General features: G+C 75.4%; 17 protein-coding genes. 10 read left to right on the forward strand and 7 right to left on the reverse strand.

Annotation, left to right across the window (positions count from 1 at the left end):
- Nucleotides 1–7: 7 nt before the first annotated feature.
- The gene (locus tag ACFPK1_RS06600; protein ID WP_378020093.1) at nucleotides 8–1,105 is read right to left on the reverse strand and encodes an SDR family oxidoreductase; all 1,098 of its coding nucleotides are present in this window, start codon (nucleotides 1,103–1,105) and stop codon (nucleotides 8–10) included.
- Nucleotides 1,106–1,301: 196 nt separating this feature from the next.
- On the opposite strand from ACFPK1_RS06600, the gene ACFPK1_RS06605 reads away from it, so the two are divergent.
- Entirely contained in the window at nucleotides 1,302–2,669 is a 1,368-nt protein-coding gene (locus ACFPK1_RS06605) for an NAD(P)/FAD-dependent oxidoreductase (protein WP_378020094.1), read from the forward strand.
- Between the two features lie 16 nt (nucleotides 2,670–2,685).
- Nucleotides 2,686–3,624, forward strand: a complete 939-nt coding sequence (locus ACFPK1_RS06610; RefSeq protein WP_378020095.1) for an alpha/beta fold hydrolase — start codon at nucleotides 2,686–2,688, stop codon at nucleotides 3,622–3,624.
- Between the two features lie 39 nt (nucleotides 3,625–3,663).
- On the opposite strand, the gene aroQ is transcribed toward ACFPK1_RS06610, so the two are convergent.
- On the reverse strand, nucleotides 3,664–4,113 hold the full coding sequence (aroQ, locus tag ACFPK1_RS06615; RefSeq protein ID WP_378020096.1) for a type II 3-dehydroquinate dehydratase: 450 nt from the start codon (nucleotides 4,111–4,113) through the stop codon (nucleotides 3,664–3,666).
- Nucleotides 4,114–4,244: 131 nt separating this feature from the next.
- On the opposite strand from aroQ, the gene ACFPK1_RS06620 reads away from it, so the two are divergent.
- Nucleotides 4,245–4,853, forward strand: a complete 609-nt coding sequence (locus ACFPK1_RS06620) for a response regulator transcription factor (protein WP_378020097.1) — start codon at nucleotides 4,245–4,247, stop codon at nucleotides 4,851–4,853.
- Between the two features lie 121 nt (nucleotides 4,854–4,974).
- Here ACFPK1_RS06620 and ACFPK1_RS06625 read toward each other — a convergent pair whose 3' ends face one another.
- Nucleotides 4,975–5,202, reverse strand: coding sequence for a hypothetical protein (locus ACFPK1_RS06625; protein ID WP_378020098.1), 228 nt, complete (start codon nucleotides 5,200–5,202; stop codon nucleotides 4,975–4,977).
- A gap of 147 nt (nucleotides 5,203–5,349) precedes the next feature.
- Between ACFPK1_RS06625 and ACFPK1_RS06630 the strand changes: the two genes are divergently transcribed.
- Genes ACFPK1_RS06630 through ACFPK1_RS06640 form a run of 3 tightly spaced genes read left to right on the forward strand, consistent with a single transcriptional unit; the run spans nucleotide 5,350 to nucleotide 8,327 of the window.
- The gene (locus tag ACFPK1_RS06630) at nucleotides 5,350–6,522 is read left to right on the forward strand and encodes a lipase family protein (RefSeq protein ID WP_378020099.1); all 1,173 of its coding nucleotides are present in this window, start codon (nucleotides 5,350–5,352) and stop codon (nucleotides 6,520–6,522) included.
- Nucleotides 6,512–7,276 carry an HpcH/HpaI aldolase family protein gene (locus ACFPK1_RS06635; protein WP_378020100.1) on the forward strand — a complete coding sequence of 255 codons (765 nt, stop codon included), beginning with the start codon at nucleotides 6,512–6,514 and terminating at the stop codon, nucleotides 7,274–7,276. The genes ACFPK1_RS06630 and ACFPK1_RS06635 overlap by 11 nt, the downstream gene beginning before the upstream one ends.
- Nucleotides 7,277–7,319: 43 nt before the next feature.
- Complete coding sequence (locus ACFPK1_RS06640) at nucleotides 7,320–8,327, forward strand: helix-turn-helix transcriptional regulator (protein ID WP_378020101.1); 1,008 nt, start codon at nucleotides 7,320–7,322, stop codon at nucleotides 8,325–8,327.
- Here the strand turns inward: ACFPK1_RS06640 and ACFPK1_RS06645 are convergent.
- Nucleotides 8,288–8,998, reverse strand: coding sequence for a VIT1/CCC1 transporter family protein (locus ACFPK1_RS06645; RefSeq protein WP_378020102.1), 711 nt, complete (start codon nucleotides 8,996–8,998; stop codon nucleotides 8,288–8,290). The two genes, ACFPK1_RS06640 and ACFPK1_RS06645, sit on opposite strands and share 40 nt — an antisense overlap.
- A 155-nt stretch (nucleotides 8,999–9,153) precedes the next feature.
- Between ACFPK1_RS06645 and ACFPK1_RS06650 the strand changes: the two genes are divergently transcribed.
- From ACFPK1_RS06650 to ACFPK1_RS06660, 3 genes are all read left to right on the forward strand, one after another.
- The gene (locus tag ACFPK1_RS06650) at nucleotides 9,154–9,681 is read left to right on the forward strand and encodes a DUF1707 SHOCT-like domain-containing protein (RefSeq protein WP_378020103.1); all 528 of its coding nucleotides are present in this window, start codon (nucleotides 9,154–9,156) and stop codon (nucleotides 9,679–9,681) included.
- 396 nt (nucleotides 9,682–10,077) lie between these two features.
- Entirely contained in the window at nucleotides 10,078–10,677 is a 600-nt protein-coding gene (gene idi / locus ACFPK1_RS06655; RefSeq protein ID WP_378020280.1) for an isopentenyl-diphosphate Delta-isomerase, read from the forward strand.
- A gap of 60 nt (nucleotides 10,678–10,737) precedes the next feature.
- A complete protein-coding gene (locus ACFPK1_RS06660; protein WP_378020104.1) occupies nucleotides 10,738–11,541 on the forward strand; it encodes a YybH family protein in 804 nt (267 codons plus the stop codon).
- A 181-nt stretch (nucleotides 11,542–11,722) separates the two neighbouring features.
- Here the strand turns inward: ACFPK1_RS06660 and ACFPK1_RS06665 are convergent, their stop codons facing one another.
- From ACFPK1_RS06665 to ACFPK1_RS06675, 3 genes are read right to left on the reverse strand one after another with little or no spacing between them, the layout of a single operon-like run.
- Nucleotides 11,723–12,151: a VOC family protein gene (locus ACFPK1_RS06665; RefSeq protein WP_378020105.1), complete on the reverse strand. Its 429-nt coding sequence runs from the start codon at nucleotides 12,149–12,151 to the stop codon at nucleotides 11,723–11,725.
- A gap of 5 nt (nucleotides 12,152–12,156) precedes the next feature.
- Nucleotides 12,157–13,011 (reverse strand): helix-turn-helix domain-containing protein, encoded by an 855-nt coding sequence (locus ACFPK1_RS06670; protein WP_378020106.1) that lies wholly within the window; start codon nucleotides 13,009–13,011, stop codon nucleotides 12,157–12,159.
- Between the two features lie 15 nt (nucleotides 13,012–13,026).
- The gene (locus tag ACFPK1_RS06675) at nucleotides 13,027–15,114 is read right to left on the reverse strand and encodes a fatty acid desaturase (protein ID WP_378020107.1); all 2,088 of its coding nucleotides are present in this window, start codon (nucleotides 15,112–15,114) and stop codon (nucleotides 13,027–13,029) included.
- Nucleotides 15,115–15,282: 168 nt separating this feature from the next.
- Here ACFPK1_RS06675 and ACFPK1_RS06680 point away from each other — a divergent pair, with 168 nt between their 5' ends.
- Entirely contained in the window at nucleotides 15,283–15,606 is a 324-nt protein-coding gene (locus ACFPK1_RS06680; protein ID WP_378020108.1) for a putative quinol monooxygenase, read from the forward strand.
- Nucleotides 15,607–15,617 lie beyond the last annotated feature (11 nt).

A 15,617-nucleotide genomic window follows, 5' to 3' on the forward strand; every position in this document is an offset into this window, starting at 1 on the left:
CCCGAGATCACACCATCGCGGCGCTGCCGACGTCCGGGTGCTCGCGGTGGAAGGCCACCATCGCGCCGACGTGCTCGGCGAACGGCGGGCAGCGCACGCCGACCTCGTCGAGCAGGGCGGTGGTCGCCGTGACGTCGTAGACGGTCGGGTGGGTCAGGTAGTCCAGCGTCGAGCTGGGCAGCGCGAAGAGCCGCCCGACGCCGGGCACGTGGTCGATCGAGAACTTCGACAGCGCCGAGGGCACCGGCACGACACGCAGCTTCTTGCCGGTGTGGGCCGCGAACGCCTCGCACATCTCCAGCACCGACGGCGGGCGCGGCGCGGCGAGGGCGACGGTGCGGTTGCGGGCCCCGGGGTGCGGCGCCAGCGCGGCGATCGCGTCGACGACGAAGTCGCTGGGCACGACGTTGAACTGCACGCGCGACGGGTCCCCGGGCAGCGGCATCACCGCGACCCGTCCCTGGCGGGCGATGAGCTGCAGCGCGTAGTAGGGCCCGTCGTACTTCTGGGTCTCGCCGGTGCGGCTGTCGCCGACGACGACCGAGGGCCGGTAGATCGTCACCGGCAGGCCCGCGTCGCGCGCCTTGGCCACGATGCGCTCGGCCTCGTGCTTGGTGTGCTCGTAGTGGTTGGAGAACGCCTGCCCGAGCTCGAGGTCGTCCTCGGCGAAGATGCCGTCGTAGCGCCCGGAGACGTAGCAGGTGCTGACGTACTGCAGCCGGACGAGCTCGTCGGCGGAGCGGGCGAGGTCGACGACGTGGCGCGTGCCGTCGACGTTGACCGACCACGCGAGGTCGGCGGGCACCGACAGGTCGTACACCGCGGCGAGGTGGAAGATCTCCAGCGGGCCCGCGCGCAGCGCCGCGGCCTCGTCGGCGTCGAGGCCCAGGCCGGGCCGGGTGATGTCACCGAGGACCAGGCGGGTCCGTCCGGCGATCGCGGGCTCGGCGGCCTCGAGGCGGTCGAGCGTCGCGCGCGCCCGGTCGAGCCAGCGCTCCTGCACCAGCGCCACGGCCTCGGCGTCGGGGGAGCGGCGCAGGGTGCGGGGCAGCAGGGCGCTGCCGAGGAAACCGGGGAAGCCGGTGAACAGCACGGTCGTCGGCATGCGGTCTCCTCGAAGGGGTGCCCGTCGGGTCGCGGGCAGGAGACCATGAACGACCACGCCCCCGCCGGGTGACCTGGTCCTCCGGTGTCTGTGAGAGCCGTCATGGGTCTCGGTCGTGTCGGGGCGGGGAGGTGTGCCGAACCCCCGACCAGGGCAGAACTCCGCGGAAGGTACGCGGCGAGGAGGACTTACTCGGATGAGCGCGCAGCGCATCGTGGTGGTCGGCGCCGGGTTCGCCGGCTTGAAGGCCGTCCAGCGCCTCGAGAGCGAGCTCAAGGGTGAGCTGGCCCGTGGCGAGGTGGAGATCGTGGTGGTCAACCCCCACGACTACATGCTCTACCTCCCCCTGCTGCCCCAGGTCGCGGCCGGGGTGATCACCGCGCAGTCGGTCACCGTGCCGCTGCCGCGGGCCATCAAGCGGGCCCAGCGCCTGCCCGGGCAGGTGGTGGGTCTCGACCTGGAGCGCAAGGTCGCGGTCGTCCGCAAGATCAGCGAGGACGTCGTCGACCTGCCCTACGACCGCCTGGTCATCGCGGCGGGCAGCGTCACCCGGCAGTTCGACATCCCCGGGCTCGAGGAGCACGGCCTGGGCATGAAGAACCTCGGCGAGGCCGCGTACCTGCGCGACCACGTGCTCTCCCAGCTCGAGCTGGCCAACGCCTCCACCGACCCCGACGAGCGCGCGGCCCGCTGCAGCTTCGTCGTGGTCGGCGGTGGCTACGCGGGCACCGAGACCGCCGCGTCGCTGGAGCTGCTCACCGACGCCGCGATGAAGCGCTTCCCGCGCCTCGACCCGACGCTGGTGAAGTGGACCCTGGTCGACATCGCCCCGCGGCTCATGCCCGAGCTCGGGCAGCGCCTCGGCGAGGAGGCCCTCGACCTGCTGCGCCGCCGCGGCATCGGGATCCGGCTCGAGACCGGGGTCGAGGAGGTCACCGCCGACAGCGTCACCCTCACCGACGGCAGCGTCATCCCGACGAAGACGCTGGTCTGGACCGCGGGGGTCACCGCCAGCCCGCTGGTCAAGATGCTGGGCGTGGAACTGGTCCGCGGCCGGGTCAAGGCGACCACGGACCTGCGGCTCGACGGCTACGACGACGTCTTCGTGCTCGGCGACGCCGCCGCCGTCCCCGACCTCACCGCGGACCCGCCCGGGTCGTCGGTGTGCCCGCCGACCGCGCAGCATGCGGTCCGGCAGGCGGTGATCGCGGCCGACAACGTCGTCGCGTCGCTGCGCGGACAGCCGCTGCGGGAGTACAAGCACCACGACCTCGGCCTCGTGGTCGACCTCGGCGGCACCCAGGCGGTGGCCCACCCGCTGCGGCTGCGGCTGACCGGCTTCGTCGCCCAGGTGGTCACCCGCGCCTACCACCTCTACGCGCTGCCGCTGACGCGCACGCGGGCCCGGGTGGTCTTCAACTGGATCCTCCACCTCTTCGGTGGCGACGACTTCGTGCGCATCGGCTTCCTGCACGGGCGCAAGAGCGAGACCTCGTCGTTCGAGGAGACGCGCGACTACCTGTCCGAGGAGGACATGGAGAAGCGGGCGACCGCCGCCCGGTGACGGGCATCCTGGTCTCGTGAGCGGCGCCGACGAGGACGACGGGGCCGGCGGGTACGTCGAGGACATGCTCGCCGCCGACGGCACGCGCCTGCGGCGCTGGGACAACGGCGCCGCGGGCGTGCCGGTCGTGCTCTCCAACGGGCTGGGGGCGAGCGCGGCCGCCTGGCCCTTCCTGCACGGCGAGCACAGCGGTTACCACGCGACGACCTGGTACCACCGCGGGCTGGGCGGGTCCGCGCGCCCGGACGACGAGTCGCGCATCGGTGTCGGCGCGCACGCCGACGACCTCATCGCGACCATGGACGCCGCCGGCATGGACCGCGCGGTGGTGGTCGGCTGGTCGGTGGGCGTCGCGGTGGCCATCGAGGCGGCGCGGCGCGCCCCCGAGCGCGTCGCGGGCCTGCTCGCCCTCGGCGGGGTGGCCACCGGCGTGTTCCGCGTGCTGCCCGCGTTCCCGGGGGCCTCGGTCCCCGAGGGCGTGCACCGGCGCGCCGCCCAGATCGGCGGCTGGCTGCTGCGGGTCGTCGGCCCGCCCGTCGCCGGGGTGATCGACATGCTGCCGCGCGGCATGGACGCGAGCCGCGACGCCCTCGAGCGCGCCGGCATGGACGCCGCGGCCCTGGACCCGACCGGGTCGGCCGCGCCGATGATCACGCTCGCCGAGGTGGCCCGGCAGTTCGCCCGCCACGACTGGACCTGGTTCTCGCGGATGGTGCTCGCCGCCGCCGAGCACGACGCCCCGGACGACGACGCCCTGGCCGCGCTGCGGATGCCCACCACCGTCGTGTCCGGCGACTACGACACCCTCGCCCCGCCCGCGGACATGGCGGCGCTGGCGGCCGCGCTGCCCGACGCGCGGCTCGTGCGCCTGCCGGGGTCGCACTTCCTGCCCCTGCAGTTCCCCGACGCCCTCGCCGGCGAGCTCGCCGCGCTCGCGGAGCGCGCCGGGCTGTAGCCGGGCCCGGTGGTCAGGCCCGGTGGTCAGGCTCGGTGGTCAGGCTCGCCGCACGATCCGCTCGGCGAGGAAACGCAGCGCGAGGTCGTAGCCCGTCAGACCGGCCCCGGCGATCACGACCGTGGCCACCGGCGACACGTACGAGTGCGACCGGAACGCCTCCCGCGCATGGACGTTCGACAGGTGCACCTCGACCACGGGCACGGGCAGCGCCGCCAGCGCGTCGCGCAGGGCCACGGACGTGTGGGTGTAGCCGCCCGGATTGATGATCACTCCGGCGTGGTCGGTCATCGCGTCGTGCACCGCGTCGATGAGCACGCCCTCGTGGTTGCTCTGGCGCGCGTCGACCTCGAGCCCGAGGTCGGCGGCGGTGCGGCGGGCACGATCCTCCAGGTCGGCGAGGGTGTCGTGGCCGTAGATGTCGGGCTCGCGGCGGCCGAGGAGATCCAGGTTCGGACCGTTGACGAGCAGGACGGGGCGGGAGTTCATGCGCCACTCCATCGGGGGTTCATAACCACGCTCTTGTCATTCGGGGGTCAAGCGGACGGGTGGGACGGCCGATGAGGGGAGCAGCGCCCACGGACACGCCTGGGCGGTCTCCCCACCCGGACGGAGTCTGTATGAGGACGGTTCTGATCTGCGACGACCGGCGCAGTGTCCGCGAGGGACTGACGCGTGTCATGTCCGCGGTGCCCGGCGTCCAGCGCATCGACTGCGTGTCGACCGCGGACGAGCTGCTCACCCGCTACGCCCGCCAGAGCGCGGACGTGGTGTTCGTCGGCACCCAGCGCGCCGTCGCGTCCGGCGCCGAGGCCACCCGGCGCCTCATGGCCGCGCACCCGCAGGCCAACGTCATGGTGTTCGGCGCCCCCGACGACGGCGGCAGCATCGCCGCCGCGATCGCGGGCGGCGCCCGCGGCTACCTGCGCTGGGACGCCTCGCGCCCCGAGCTGGTCGCCGCGCTGGCGCACTCGGCCGCCGGCGCCGAGGTCGGCTCGATGCCCGTGCAGCGCGGCGCGCAGCCGGGCGCGGGCGTCAACCTCACCGAGCGCGAGATGCAGGTCCTGCGCGGGATGAGCCAGGGCAAGAGCAACGGCCAGATCGGCCGCGAGCTCTACCTGTCCGAGGACACCGTCAAGACCCACGCCCGCCGGCTGTTCCGCAAGCTCTCGGCGGCCGACCGCGCCCAGGCGGTGGCCCAGGGCTTCCGCTGCGGCCTGGTCTCCTGACCGGACGCCGCACGCGCCCGTCCTGCCGAGTCGGAGGCGGCGGGACAGCGCGCGAGGGGGATGTCGGATTACTGGCTGGTATCGCTCGCTCAGGGAGCGATACCAGCCAGTAACCCGGCGGTCAGGGGCCGACGACGGTGCGGATGCTGTCGTCGCGCAACTCGGTGCGCGTGCGCCGGTGGGCGCCGAAACGGTGCCGGATGCCGTCGGGGGCGGACAGCCACCCCTGGTAGGCGTCGAGCGCGTACTCGAGGCGCTCGCCGGAGTCGTCGTCGCGCACGGTGATCCGGTAGGCGGTGTCGCGCACGAAGGTGAAGCGGGGCGCGGGAGTACGGGTCGGGGCGGCCATCACCGCCGATCGTACGGCCACGGAGCACCGACCCGGTTCCCTCGAACGGAGCAGTGCCTGAGAAGGTGACCGAGGTCTCGGCGCCGTCCCGGGCCGGAGGAGGCTCGGGTGCCCGCGTGTCGTCGGTCGGTGTGTCGTGTCAGCGGCGTGGCGTCGCTGACACCCAGTGTCCGTATCGCCACGCGCTCGCTCGGGCTCGCGGTCCTGGTGCTCGCCGGCGTCCTGCTCGCGGCCCCCGCGTCCGCCGCCGAGCCCGAGGGCGCCGGCCCCGGAACGGTCGTCAGCGCCGTCCCGCTCGCCGCGGCCCTGCCCGGGCGCGCGACGCGCGTGCTCTACCGCAGCACCGACACCGCGGGCCGCCCGAACACCGTCAGCGGCACCGTGATCGTGCCCCTGGCCCCGCCGCCCGGACCGCTGCGGCTGGTGTCCTACGCCGCCGGCACCCAGGGCCTCGCCGACCGGTGCGCGCCATCGCGGCAGTTCGCGGCGGGCACCGAGTACGAGGCGCCGTTCGTCTCGACGCTGCTGACCGCGGGCTTCGCGGTCGCCGTCACGGACTACGAGGGCCTCGGCACGCCGGGCGAGCACACCTACGTCAACCGCGCGGCCACCGCGCACGCAGTGCTCGACATGGCCCGCGCCGCACAGGCCCTCGACGTCGGCGTCCCGGCGGACGGGCCGGTGGCGCTGGCCGGCTACTCCCAGGGCGGTGGCGCGTCCGCGGCGGCCGCGGAGCTCGCGCCGTCCTACGCCCCCGAGCTCGACCTGGTGGGCGCCTATGCGGGGGCCGTGCCCGCCGACCTCGCCGAGGTCGCCGCCTTCCTCGACGGCAAGCCCGGCGCGGGCCTGCTGGCCTACGCCGTCAACGGGTTCCGCGCGGCCTACCCGGACCTGCCCGTCGACGACCTGCTCAACGACCGCGGTCGGGCGGTCCTCGCCGAGACCCGCGGCCAGTGCACCGGCGACACGATCGCGCGCTATCCCGGCACGCGCACCGAGACCCTGACCCGCGACGGCCGCCCGCTGACCGCCTACCTCGACGAGGAGCCGTTCCGCTCCCGCGTCGAGGAGCAGCGCATCGGCACCCGCACGCCCGGGGCGCCGGTGCTGATCGTGCACAGCGTCGCCGACGACATCGTCCCGATCGGCCAGGACCGCGAGCTCGCCGAGCGGTGGTGCGCGCGCGGTGCCACGGTGCAGTTCGTGCCCACCCCTGTGCCCACCCACGTCGGCGGCGCGGCGCCCGGCTTCGCCGCCGCGGTCCCGTTCCTCGAGGGCCGGTTCGCCGGCCGGGAGGCGGTGTCGACCTGTGGCCGCTGACCCCGTCCGGGCCGCCTGGTCGGCCGGCCGCGCCGCGCGCAACGGCTGGCTGACGGTGCCCGACCCGCACCTCGTCGAGCTCGTCGCCGCCCACGCCGCGGCCCACGGGCTGCTCGACGCGCTCACCCTCGACCTGCAGCACGGCCTGTTCGACCGCGCCCGCAGCGCCGACGCCGTCCGCGCGATCGCCGCGCACGGGCTCGCCCCGCTCGTGCGGCTGCCCGCGGTGGACGAGTCGATCATCGGTTTCGTGCTGGACCTCGGGGTCCGCGGCGTGATCGCGCCGATGGTGTCCGACGCCGCGACGGCCGGCGAGCTCGTCGCCGCCTGCCGCTACCCGCCGGACGGGCGCCGCTCGTTCGGTCCCGTGCGCACGGCGCTGCGTCCCGGCGACGACGCGATCGCGGCCGCCGACAGCGTGCTGGCCTTCGCGATGATCGAGACCGCCGACGCCCTCGAGCGCGCCCCCGAGATCGCCGCGGTGGCGGGACTGGACGGGCTGTTCGTCGGGCCGGGGGACCTCGGCGTGGCCCTCGGGATCGGGCCGGCCCAGAACCGCGAGGAGCCGGAGATCCACGAGGCCTTCTCCCGCGTCCTCGCGGCCTGCGCGGCGTCGGGGACGCGCGCGGCGGTCCACGCCACCGACCCCACGTACGCGGCGGCCCGCGCGGCCGACGGGTTCGCGTTGGTCACGGCGTGGTCCGACGTGCCCGCGCTGCTCGGGAGCATGGACGGGGTGCGAGCGGCGTTCTAGCTCGCGGACCGTTCCTGTCCGCCATTCACGGCACACTGACCGGGTGCTCGAGACCTCCGCCCGCCTCCTGCGGCTGCTCTCGCTCCTGCAGGCCCGTCCGGAGTGGACCGGCCCGGAGCTCGCCGAGCGGATGGGCGTCACCACCCGCACCGTGCGCCGCGACGTCGAGAAGCTGCGCGGTCTCGACTACCCGGTCGAGGTCGACTTCGGCCCGGGCGGCGGCTACCGCCTCGGGGCCGGCGCCGCGCTGCCCCCGCTGCTGCTCGACGACGACGAGGCCGTGGCGGTCGCGGTGACGCTGCGGACCGCGGCCGGGACCGGGGTGGCGGGCACGGGGGAGACGGCGCTGGCCGCGCTGGTCAAGCTCGAGCGCATCCTGCCCGCGCGCCTGCGCCGCCGGATCGCGGCGATGCCGGTCGCGATCGTGGCGCCGCGCGTCGCGGCGTCGGTCGATCCCGCGGTGCTCGCCGCGGTGGGCGGCGCCTGCCGCGACCGCCGGGTCCTCGAGATCGACTACACCGCCCGCGACGGCACGCCCAGCCGCCGGCGCATCGAGCCGATCCACCTCGTGGCCTGGGGCCGGCGCTGGTACCTCGTGGCGTGGGACCGCGACCGCGAGGACTGGCGCACGCTGCGCGTCGACCGGTTGACCCCGCGGCTCGCGCCCGACGGCCTGCCCACCGGTCCCCGTTTCGCCCCGCGCGAGACCCCGGGCGGCGACCCGGCGGCGTTCGTCGCCGACCGCGTCGCCGACGTCCGCCCCTTCCGCTGCGTCGTGCGCGTGGAAGCCCCGGCCGAGCAGGTCCGCGCGACGATCTGGACCGACCAGGTACGGGTCGAGGAGCTGGGTCCCGACGCCTGCCGGGTGATGCTGTCCACCGACGACGCCCGGGCCGCGGCGCTGATCCTCACCGGCCTCGACGCGGACTTCGCCGTCGAGTCCCCCGAGGCGCTCGTCGAGGAGTTCCGCCGCGTCGCCGCCCGCTTCACGCGGGCGGTCGGCGAGCGGGCTCAGCCGACCGCGCCGCCGATCAGCCAGCCGATCCCGTAGGTCACGGCGAGCCCGAGCGCGCCGCCGAGCACGACGCGCAGCACGGCCCGGCGCGGGGTCGCGCCGCCGAGGCGGGCGCTGATCCACCCGGCGAGCCCGAGGGCCAGGAGCACGACCGCGACCGTGACGGGGACCCGCCACGAGGTCGGGGTCGCGAGGATCGCGACGAGGGGGAGCAGGGCGCCGGAGACGAACGCGACCGCCGAGGCGCCCGCCGCCCGCCAGGGGCTCGTGAGCTCGTCGGGGTCGAGGTGCAGCTCGGCGTCGACGTGCGCGGCGAGCGCGTCGTGCTCCGTGAGCTCCGTGGCCACCCGCTGCGCCGTCTCGCGCGACAGGCCCTTGCCCTCGTAGAGCTCGGTCAGCTCCTCGAGCTCCTCGCCGGGGGCCTCGCGCAGCTCGCGGCGCTCCTTGGCGAGCTGGGCCCGCTCCGAGTCGCGCTGGCTCGACACGGACACGTACTCGCCGAGGGCCATCGACACCGCGCCGGCGACGAGCCCGGCGACCCCGGCGGTGGCGATCGGGCCGCGCTCGACGGTCGCGCCGGCCACGCCGACGACGATGCCGGCCGTCGAGACGATGCCGTCGTTGGCGCCGAGCACCCCCGCCCGCAGCCAGTTCAGGCGCTGGGAGAGCTCGCCGCCGTGCGGCTCCGCGTGCACGGCCTCGGTCATGCCCCCAGGGTCCCACGAAGACTGGAACGGTTCCAGAAAGCTGAGGCTGTCCTCAGTCCGTGATGCCGATTCACACCGCTCCCTCGCCGCGAGGCGCACGATGGAGGTGCCGGGCCGGACGCACCGGGGTCGTCCGACCGGCGTGAGGAGGCGCCGTGGACACCGACGATCCGCACACGGGAGACGGCCGGGAGCTGCCCGAGAGGCCCGCGCGTCCCGCCGGCCGGGCCGGGCTCCGCGTCGGGGACGCCGACCGCGGCGCCGCCCTCGACGCCCTGGGTGACCACCTCGCCGCCGGGCGTCTCGACGTCGACGAGTTCGGCGACCGCAGCGCGGCGGCCGCCGTCGCCGTGTACCGCGCGGACCTCGAGGTGCTCTTCACCGACCTCCCGGCACCGCACCCGACACTGCCCGACCTGCCGCTGCCCCCGGCCCCGCGCCGCGACGCCCGGGCGGCACCGCCCGTGCCGCACCCCGGCCAGCACCCCGACCGGCACCGCGACCACCACCGGCCCGTCCACGCGCCGGTCGCCGGCCTCGGGATCGCGATCCTGCTCGTCATGCTGCTGCCCGTGATGGTGGTGGGTGCCGCGACCACCGGGACGGCCGGCGGACTGCTCGTCCTGCCCCTGCTGTTCGTCCTGCTCGGGCACGCCGGGCGCCCGCGGCGCGGGCGCTGGTGAGATTCGATCGAGGAGGGGGCTGGCGCGATCCGCGAGCCTGAGGTTAGGCTTGCCTCATCGCTGCGCGGGTGTTGTGGTGGCGCCCAGCGGCAGCGGCGAGAGGCGGGCCCGGGCTCGAGGGATGAGCCCGGGCCCGCCGATCTCCCTTGCTTACCACTTTTCCCTCGCGTGTGCCGGGCGACTGGTGCTGACCTGCGCTGATGACCCTGCCCTCCGGCTCTCCGCCCGATCGGGCCGCCGGCGGCGCGGAGGTGGGTCGTCGGCTCGGGGTGGAGTTCCCTGGGTGAGGTCACCCTTCCTCCGCGGGTCCCCGTCGGGGTGACGCAGGCCTCCCCGCGGCGCTCCGACGTGCCGCGCCGACGGCGTCACGGGAAGCTGGACCCCGCCATGGGGACCATCGAACGGGTCGTGCTGCTCGACGAGGCGGGGGCGGTCGCGGGCACCGCGCCGAAGGCCGACGTGCACCACGACGCCACGCCGCTGCACCTCGCCTTCTCCTGCTACGTGTTCGACGGCCGCGGCGAGCTGGTGGTGACCCGCCGCGCGCGGCACAAGGCCACGTTCCCGGGGGTGTGGACCAACAGCTTCTGCGGCCACCCGGCCCCCGACGAGCCGATGGACGTCGCGCTGCGCCGGCGGGCCCGCCAGGAGCTCGGGATCGAGCTCGAGGGCCTGCGCCTCGTGCTGCCCGGGTTCCGCTACCGCGCCGAGCAGGGCGGGGTGATCGAGAACGAGATGTGTCCGGTGTTCGTCGCCCACACCGCCGACGAGCCCCGCGAGCCCGACCCGGGCGAGGTCGACGAGGTCCGCACCGTCGCCTGGGCACTCTTCCGCGACGACGTCCTCGCCGGCGCGTGGCCGGGCATCTCGCCCTGGTGCGCCGACCAGGTCCGTGCCCTCGCCCCGCTCGGACCCGACCCCGTGCGCTGGGCGCCGGGCGACCCGGGCGCCCTCCCGCCGGCCGCGTTCCTGGAGTCGTCCGCCCGCGACCGATGACTCGCCGGGCCCGCGGGAGTTCCACCGGGTGAGAGGCACGACGCCACCGAGGAGGACCCCATGGCCGGCACGACGACGACGATGAAGGACGAGCAGGAGATCCGCGCGCTCATCGAGCGCTGGGCGCGGGCGGTGCACGCCGGCGACCTGGACGCGGTGCTCGCCGACCACACCCGCGACATCGTCATGTTCGACGTGCCGCCGCCCCACGACGGCGTGCGCGGGATCGAGGAGTACGCGGCGACCTGGCCCCCGTTCTTCGGGTTCCAGGCCTCCGGCGCCTGCTTCGACATCCTCGAGCTCGACGTCACCGCGGGCGCCGACGTCGCCTTCGCCCACGCCCTGATGCTCTGTGCCACGCCCGACGAACGCGCCGCCCACCCCGAGCGGCGCCTGCGTCTGACCGTCGGGCTGCGCAAGGAGGGCGGGCGCTGGGTCGTCGCGCACGAGCACCACTCGTTCGCCGACGAGACCCCGATCGCGGAGGAGGACGAGCAGGCGATCCGCGACGTGCACCGCGGCTGGGTCGACGACACCGCCGCCGGCGACCTCGACGGGCTCGTCGCCACGATCGCCGACGACGTCGTGTCCTACGAGCTCGCCGGGAAGACCGAGTACGTCGGCATCGACGAGGTGCGCGAGGTGTGCTGTGAGGGGCTCGCGGCCTCGCCCGGCCCGGTCGGCTGGGAGATCCCGGACCTGCGCGTCGAGGTCGGGGGCGACCTCGCCGTCTCCTGGGGCGTCGACCACCTGACCCCGGCGGGCGGGGAGACGGTGCGCTCGCGCGGCACCCGGGTCTTCCGCCGCACCCCCGACGGCTGGCGGATGGTGCACCAGCACCTCTCGGTCCCGGCGGAGGGCTGAGCGCGCCCCGGGGTTCCGAGCGAAGGGCACCTTCGGTCGGATAGACGGGCGAGGGACACCCTTCGCCAGAACGGGCGCGCCGGGTACCCGTCCCCGTCGGCGCCCCGAGGAGATCACGAGCACGTCGTCCACCTCGGCAGCGCCGCCGGCGGTGCGCCAGGTGCCCGTGACCACCGAGAGGTCAGGGGCGCGGCGCGCCGGGGTAGGTCCCGAACTGCCAGTGGTTGCCCTCCGGGTCGCGCACCGCGACGTCGTGGGAGCCGTAGTCGGTGTCGTAGGGCTCGCGGACGATCTCGCCGGCGCCGGCCTCGCGGACCCGGGCGGCGATGGCGTCGATCTCCGCGGGGTCGGGAACGACCACGTAGGACGCGAACGAGCCGCTCGACGTCGCGCGCTCGTCGGTCCCCGGGCGCTGCTGGCCCATCATCAGCCCGCCGCCGGTGGGCCACGCCAGCTCGGCGTGCTGCACGACGCCGTCGTCGTCGGTGTAGGCGACGACCTCGACGAAGCCGAGCACCCCGGTCAGGTACGCCATGAGCCCGCGGGCGTCCCGCGCGGCGAGGGTGGGCCAGACGGTGGGCGGCGGGGTCTTGGTGTCGTTGCTGTCCATGGCGCTCACCCTGCCTCCCCGGGCATCACCGGGTCTTGGATGTTCCCGATCTCCTCGGCGATCCAGCGGGTCGGCGAGCACCCGGCGAGCACCCCGAACTCGCGCGTCAGGTGGGCCTGGTCGGCATAGCCGCCGTCGGCCGCGATGTCGGCGAGCCCGAGCGGTGCGCCCGCGGCGGCGCGCGCCGCCAGCCGGCGCCGGGCCCGGTCGAAGCGCGCCATCCGCCCCGCGACCTTGGGTGCCACGCCGACCTCGGCGCGGAAGCGCTGCCCGAGGTGCCGCTCGCTCCACCCGACCTCGTCGGCCAGCGCGCGCACCGGCACCGTCCCGCCCGAGCGCACGACCCGCCGCCACGCCGCCCGCACCTCGGGGGCGACGGGACGTGCGCCGTCGTCGAGCGCGCGGTGCAGGACGTCGTCGATCGCGGCGAACCGCCCGGCCCAGCCCTCGGCCTCCTCGACCCGCTCGTGCAGCTCCCGGGCGACGCCGCCGAGCACCGCGTCGCCGTCGACGGTGACGCCGGCGAGCTCCGCGGCCGGCCGGCCGAGCAGCGCGCGGGCCGCCAGCGGGTCGAGCACGACGTGCAGCCCCGACTGCCGGCCGTCGTGGACGATCGACTCCGGCGTCGTGTGCAGCCCGCCGATCGCCACGTCACGGCGCACGAGCGTGCCGTCGGGGGCCCGCATCGTCAGCGGCTCGCCGAAGGTGACGATCAGCGTCAGGTACGGCGACGGCAGCCCGCGATGGACGCCCGGGGCGCCGCCGCGCAGGTCGTAGCCGTGGTAGGCGACATGGCCGGCGAGCACGCCGGTGGGGCGTCCGGACCGCCCGTCCGCCGACTCGCCCGCCCCCTCCGCCATCGACCCAGTCTGGCGTCAGCCCCCGTCGTAGTCGACCGCGACGGTCGCGCTGGTCGGGCGGGCCTGGCAGGTCAGGACCCGGCCCGCGGCGACCTCGGCGTCGGAGAGGGCGTGCCGCACCGCCATGTGCACGGTGCCCTCGGTCAGCGTCGCCGCGCACGTCCCGCAGGCGCCGCCCGCGCACGAGTACGGCGCGTCGAGCCCGGCCCCGATCGCGGCGTCGAGCACGGTCTCGTCGGCCCCGCACCCGACCTCGGCGGTCTCGCCGTCGAGGGTCACCGCGACGGTCGCGGCGACCGCGTCCTCCACCGGCTCGGCAGGGGCGGCGCCGGTGAAGTGCTCGCGGTGCACACGCTCGGCGGCGACGCCGTGCCCGACCAGGGCGTCGGCCAGCGCGTCGGCGAGCTCCGCGGGGCCGCAGAGGAACCACGCGGCGACCTCCGCGGGCCGCGGCACCCGGCCCAGCACCCGGTCGACGTCGATCCGTCCGGCCTCGACGGTCTCCCACCGCACCGCGTCGACGGGGCGGTCGTCCCCGGCGGCGCCCTCCCGGGAGCGCACGTGCACGAGCCGCAACCGGCCCTCCGCCCGCGCGACGAGCATCGAGAGCTCGTCGGCGAACATCGTCGACGCGGCGTCCCGGTTGCCGACGAGCAGGGTCACGCGCGACGCGGGCTCGGCGTCGAGCACGCCGGCGACGATCGGCAGCACCGGGGTGATGCCGCTGCCGGCCGCGACCGCGACGACGCGGCGCCCCGAGGTGAGGCCCGGCGGCGGCTCGGGGGTGAAAGTGCCGGACGGCCCGGCCACCTCGAGGGTGTCGCCGGCCGCCAGCTCGCGGTCCGCCCAGGTCGAGAAGCGGCCGCCGGGCACCACGCGCACGCCGATGCGCAGCACGCCCGAGCCCGCGGCGGAGCACACCGAGTAGGTCCGGCGCACCTCCTCGCGCCCGTCGCCGTCGGCGCGGTCGAGCCACGCGCGCACGGTGACGTGCTGGCCGGCGCGGTGGGCGAAGGTCGCGGCCAGCTCGTCGGGGACGGTGAAGGTGACGGCGAGGGCGTCGGCGGCGGCGTGCTGCACCTCGCTGACCCGCAGCCGGTGGAAGCCCGGCCGGACCTCGCCGGCCGGGAGTGCCATCCCGTCGGTGAGGCCCCGCCACGCGCGGTACTCCGCGGGCGTCAGCTCGGTGCCCCAGGCGGTCGCGATCGGGACGTCGCGGGCGAGGTAGTCGTCGCGGGTGTTCTCCCACGCCCGCACGTAGCGGTAGAAGGGGATCGTCGGGTGGATGTGGTGCACCAGGTGGTAGTTCTGGTAGAGCATCACCGGCGTCATCAGCCACTCGCGTCCCACCCGCACCCGCGTCGCGCGGAAGCGGTCGGTGCGGGCGGTGACGCCGAGGTCGTGGTGGGGCAGCCAGTCGAACCACCACGCGAGCACCCCGATCCCCAGGCGCTGCGGGACCAGGTAGAGCAGGAGCAGCGCGAGCCCGTGGCCGGTGGCGACCAGCGCCACCGCCACCGCCACGACCACCGCCAGGTTCACCACCGCCCCGGCGACCTCGCGGCGCGGCCGGCGCGCCATGCGGGGCCCGTAGAAGCGGAAGTACCAGCCGTCGATGGCGAGCCAGCGCAGCGGCCGCTGCCACGAGGGGCCGCCCTCCACCCACGCGTCGGGATCGACCAGCACGTCCTCGTTGGTGTGTCGGTGGTGCTCGATGTGGATGTAGCGGACCAGCGGAAACGTCGCCCAGGCCGCCACGAACGGGATCGAGAGCCGGCCGAGCACGTCGTTGACCCACCGCCACCGGCCGGCGGCGTGGTGGGTCGCCTCGTGCAGCACGGTGAACATCGTGAAGGTGACCAGCGCCTGCGCCGGCACGGTCGCGGCGAGCCACCACCGGCTGACCTCGCCGTCCAGCGCGGCGAGCGCGAGGACGGCGGCGCCCACCCACAGTGCGAGCGACGCGACCCAGAGGGTCAGGGTCGGCAGGGCGACGGTCGGCAGCGGGATGCCGGGGTCGGGCACCCCGCGGCGCACGGCGGCGGACTCGTCCTCGCTGAGCACCCGGCGGGGTGCCTCGCGCTCGCGGGCGTCGGCGGTCACGGTGTCCTCCCGAGGGCGTCGGCGGTGACGACCACCAGCCAACGTCCGGGGACGGACTGAGTCAATACTGCAATTTTGTCTCAGAACGCCGCGCGTGGCGCGGGGTTCCGGCGCGCGAGAGGATTCCGGCCGCCCCGTCGCAGAGCAGTGGATGGAGAGAGACCTGCCGTGATCCTCATCAACGTCAAGTGGACGGTGAAGCCGGAGTACGCCGAGCAGTTCCCGTCGCTCGTCAAGGAGTTCACCGAGGCGACGCGCAGCGAGCCCGGCAACATCTTCTTCGAGTGGTCCCGGCACCTCGACGAGGCGAACACCTACGTCCTCGTCGAGGCGTTCCAGGACGACGCGGCCGAGGCGCACGTGAACTCCGACCACTTCAAGAAGATCGTCGCCGACGCGCCCGAGTGGGTCGCCGAGGCGCCGAAGATCATCAACGTGCAGGACGTGCCCCAGGACGGCTGGGGCGAGATGGGCGAGATCAAGCCCCGCTAGTCCGAACGCGC

Source organism: Actinomycetospora rhizophila, from assembly GCF_042657905.1.
In the GTDB taxonomy this organism is placed as follows: Bacteria; Actinomycetota; Actinomycetes; order Mycobacteriales; family Pseudonocardiaceae; genus Actinomycetospora; species Actinomycetospora rhizophila.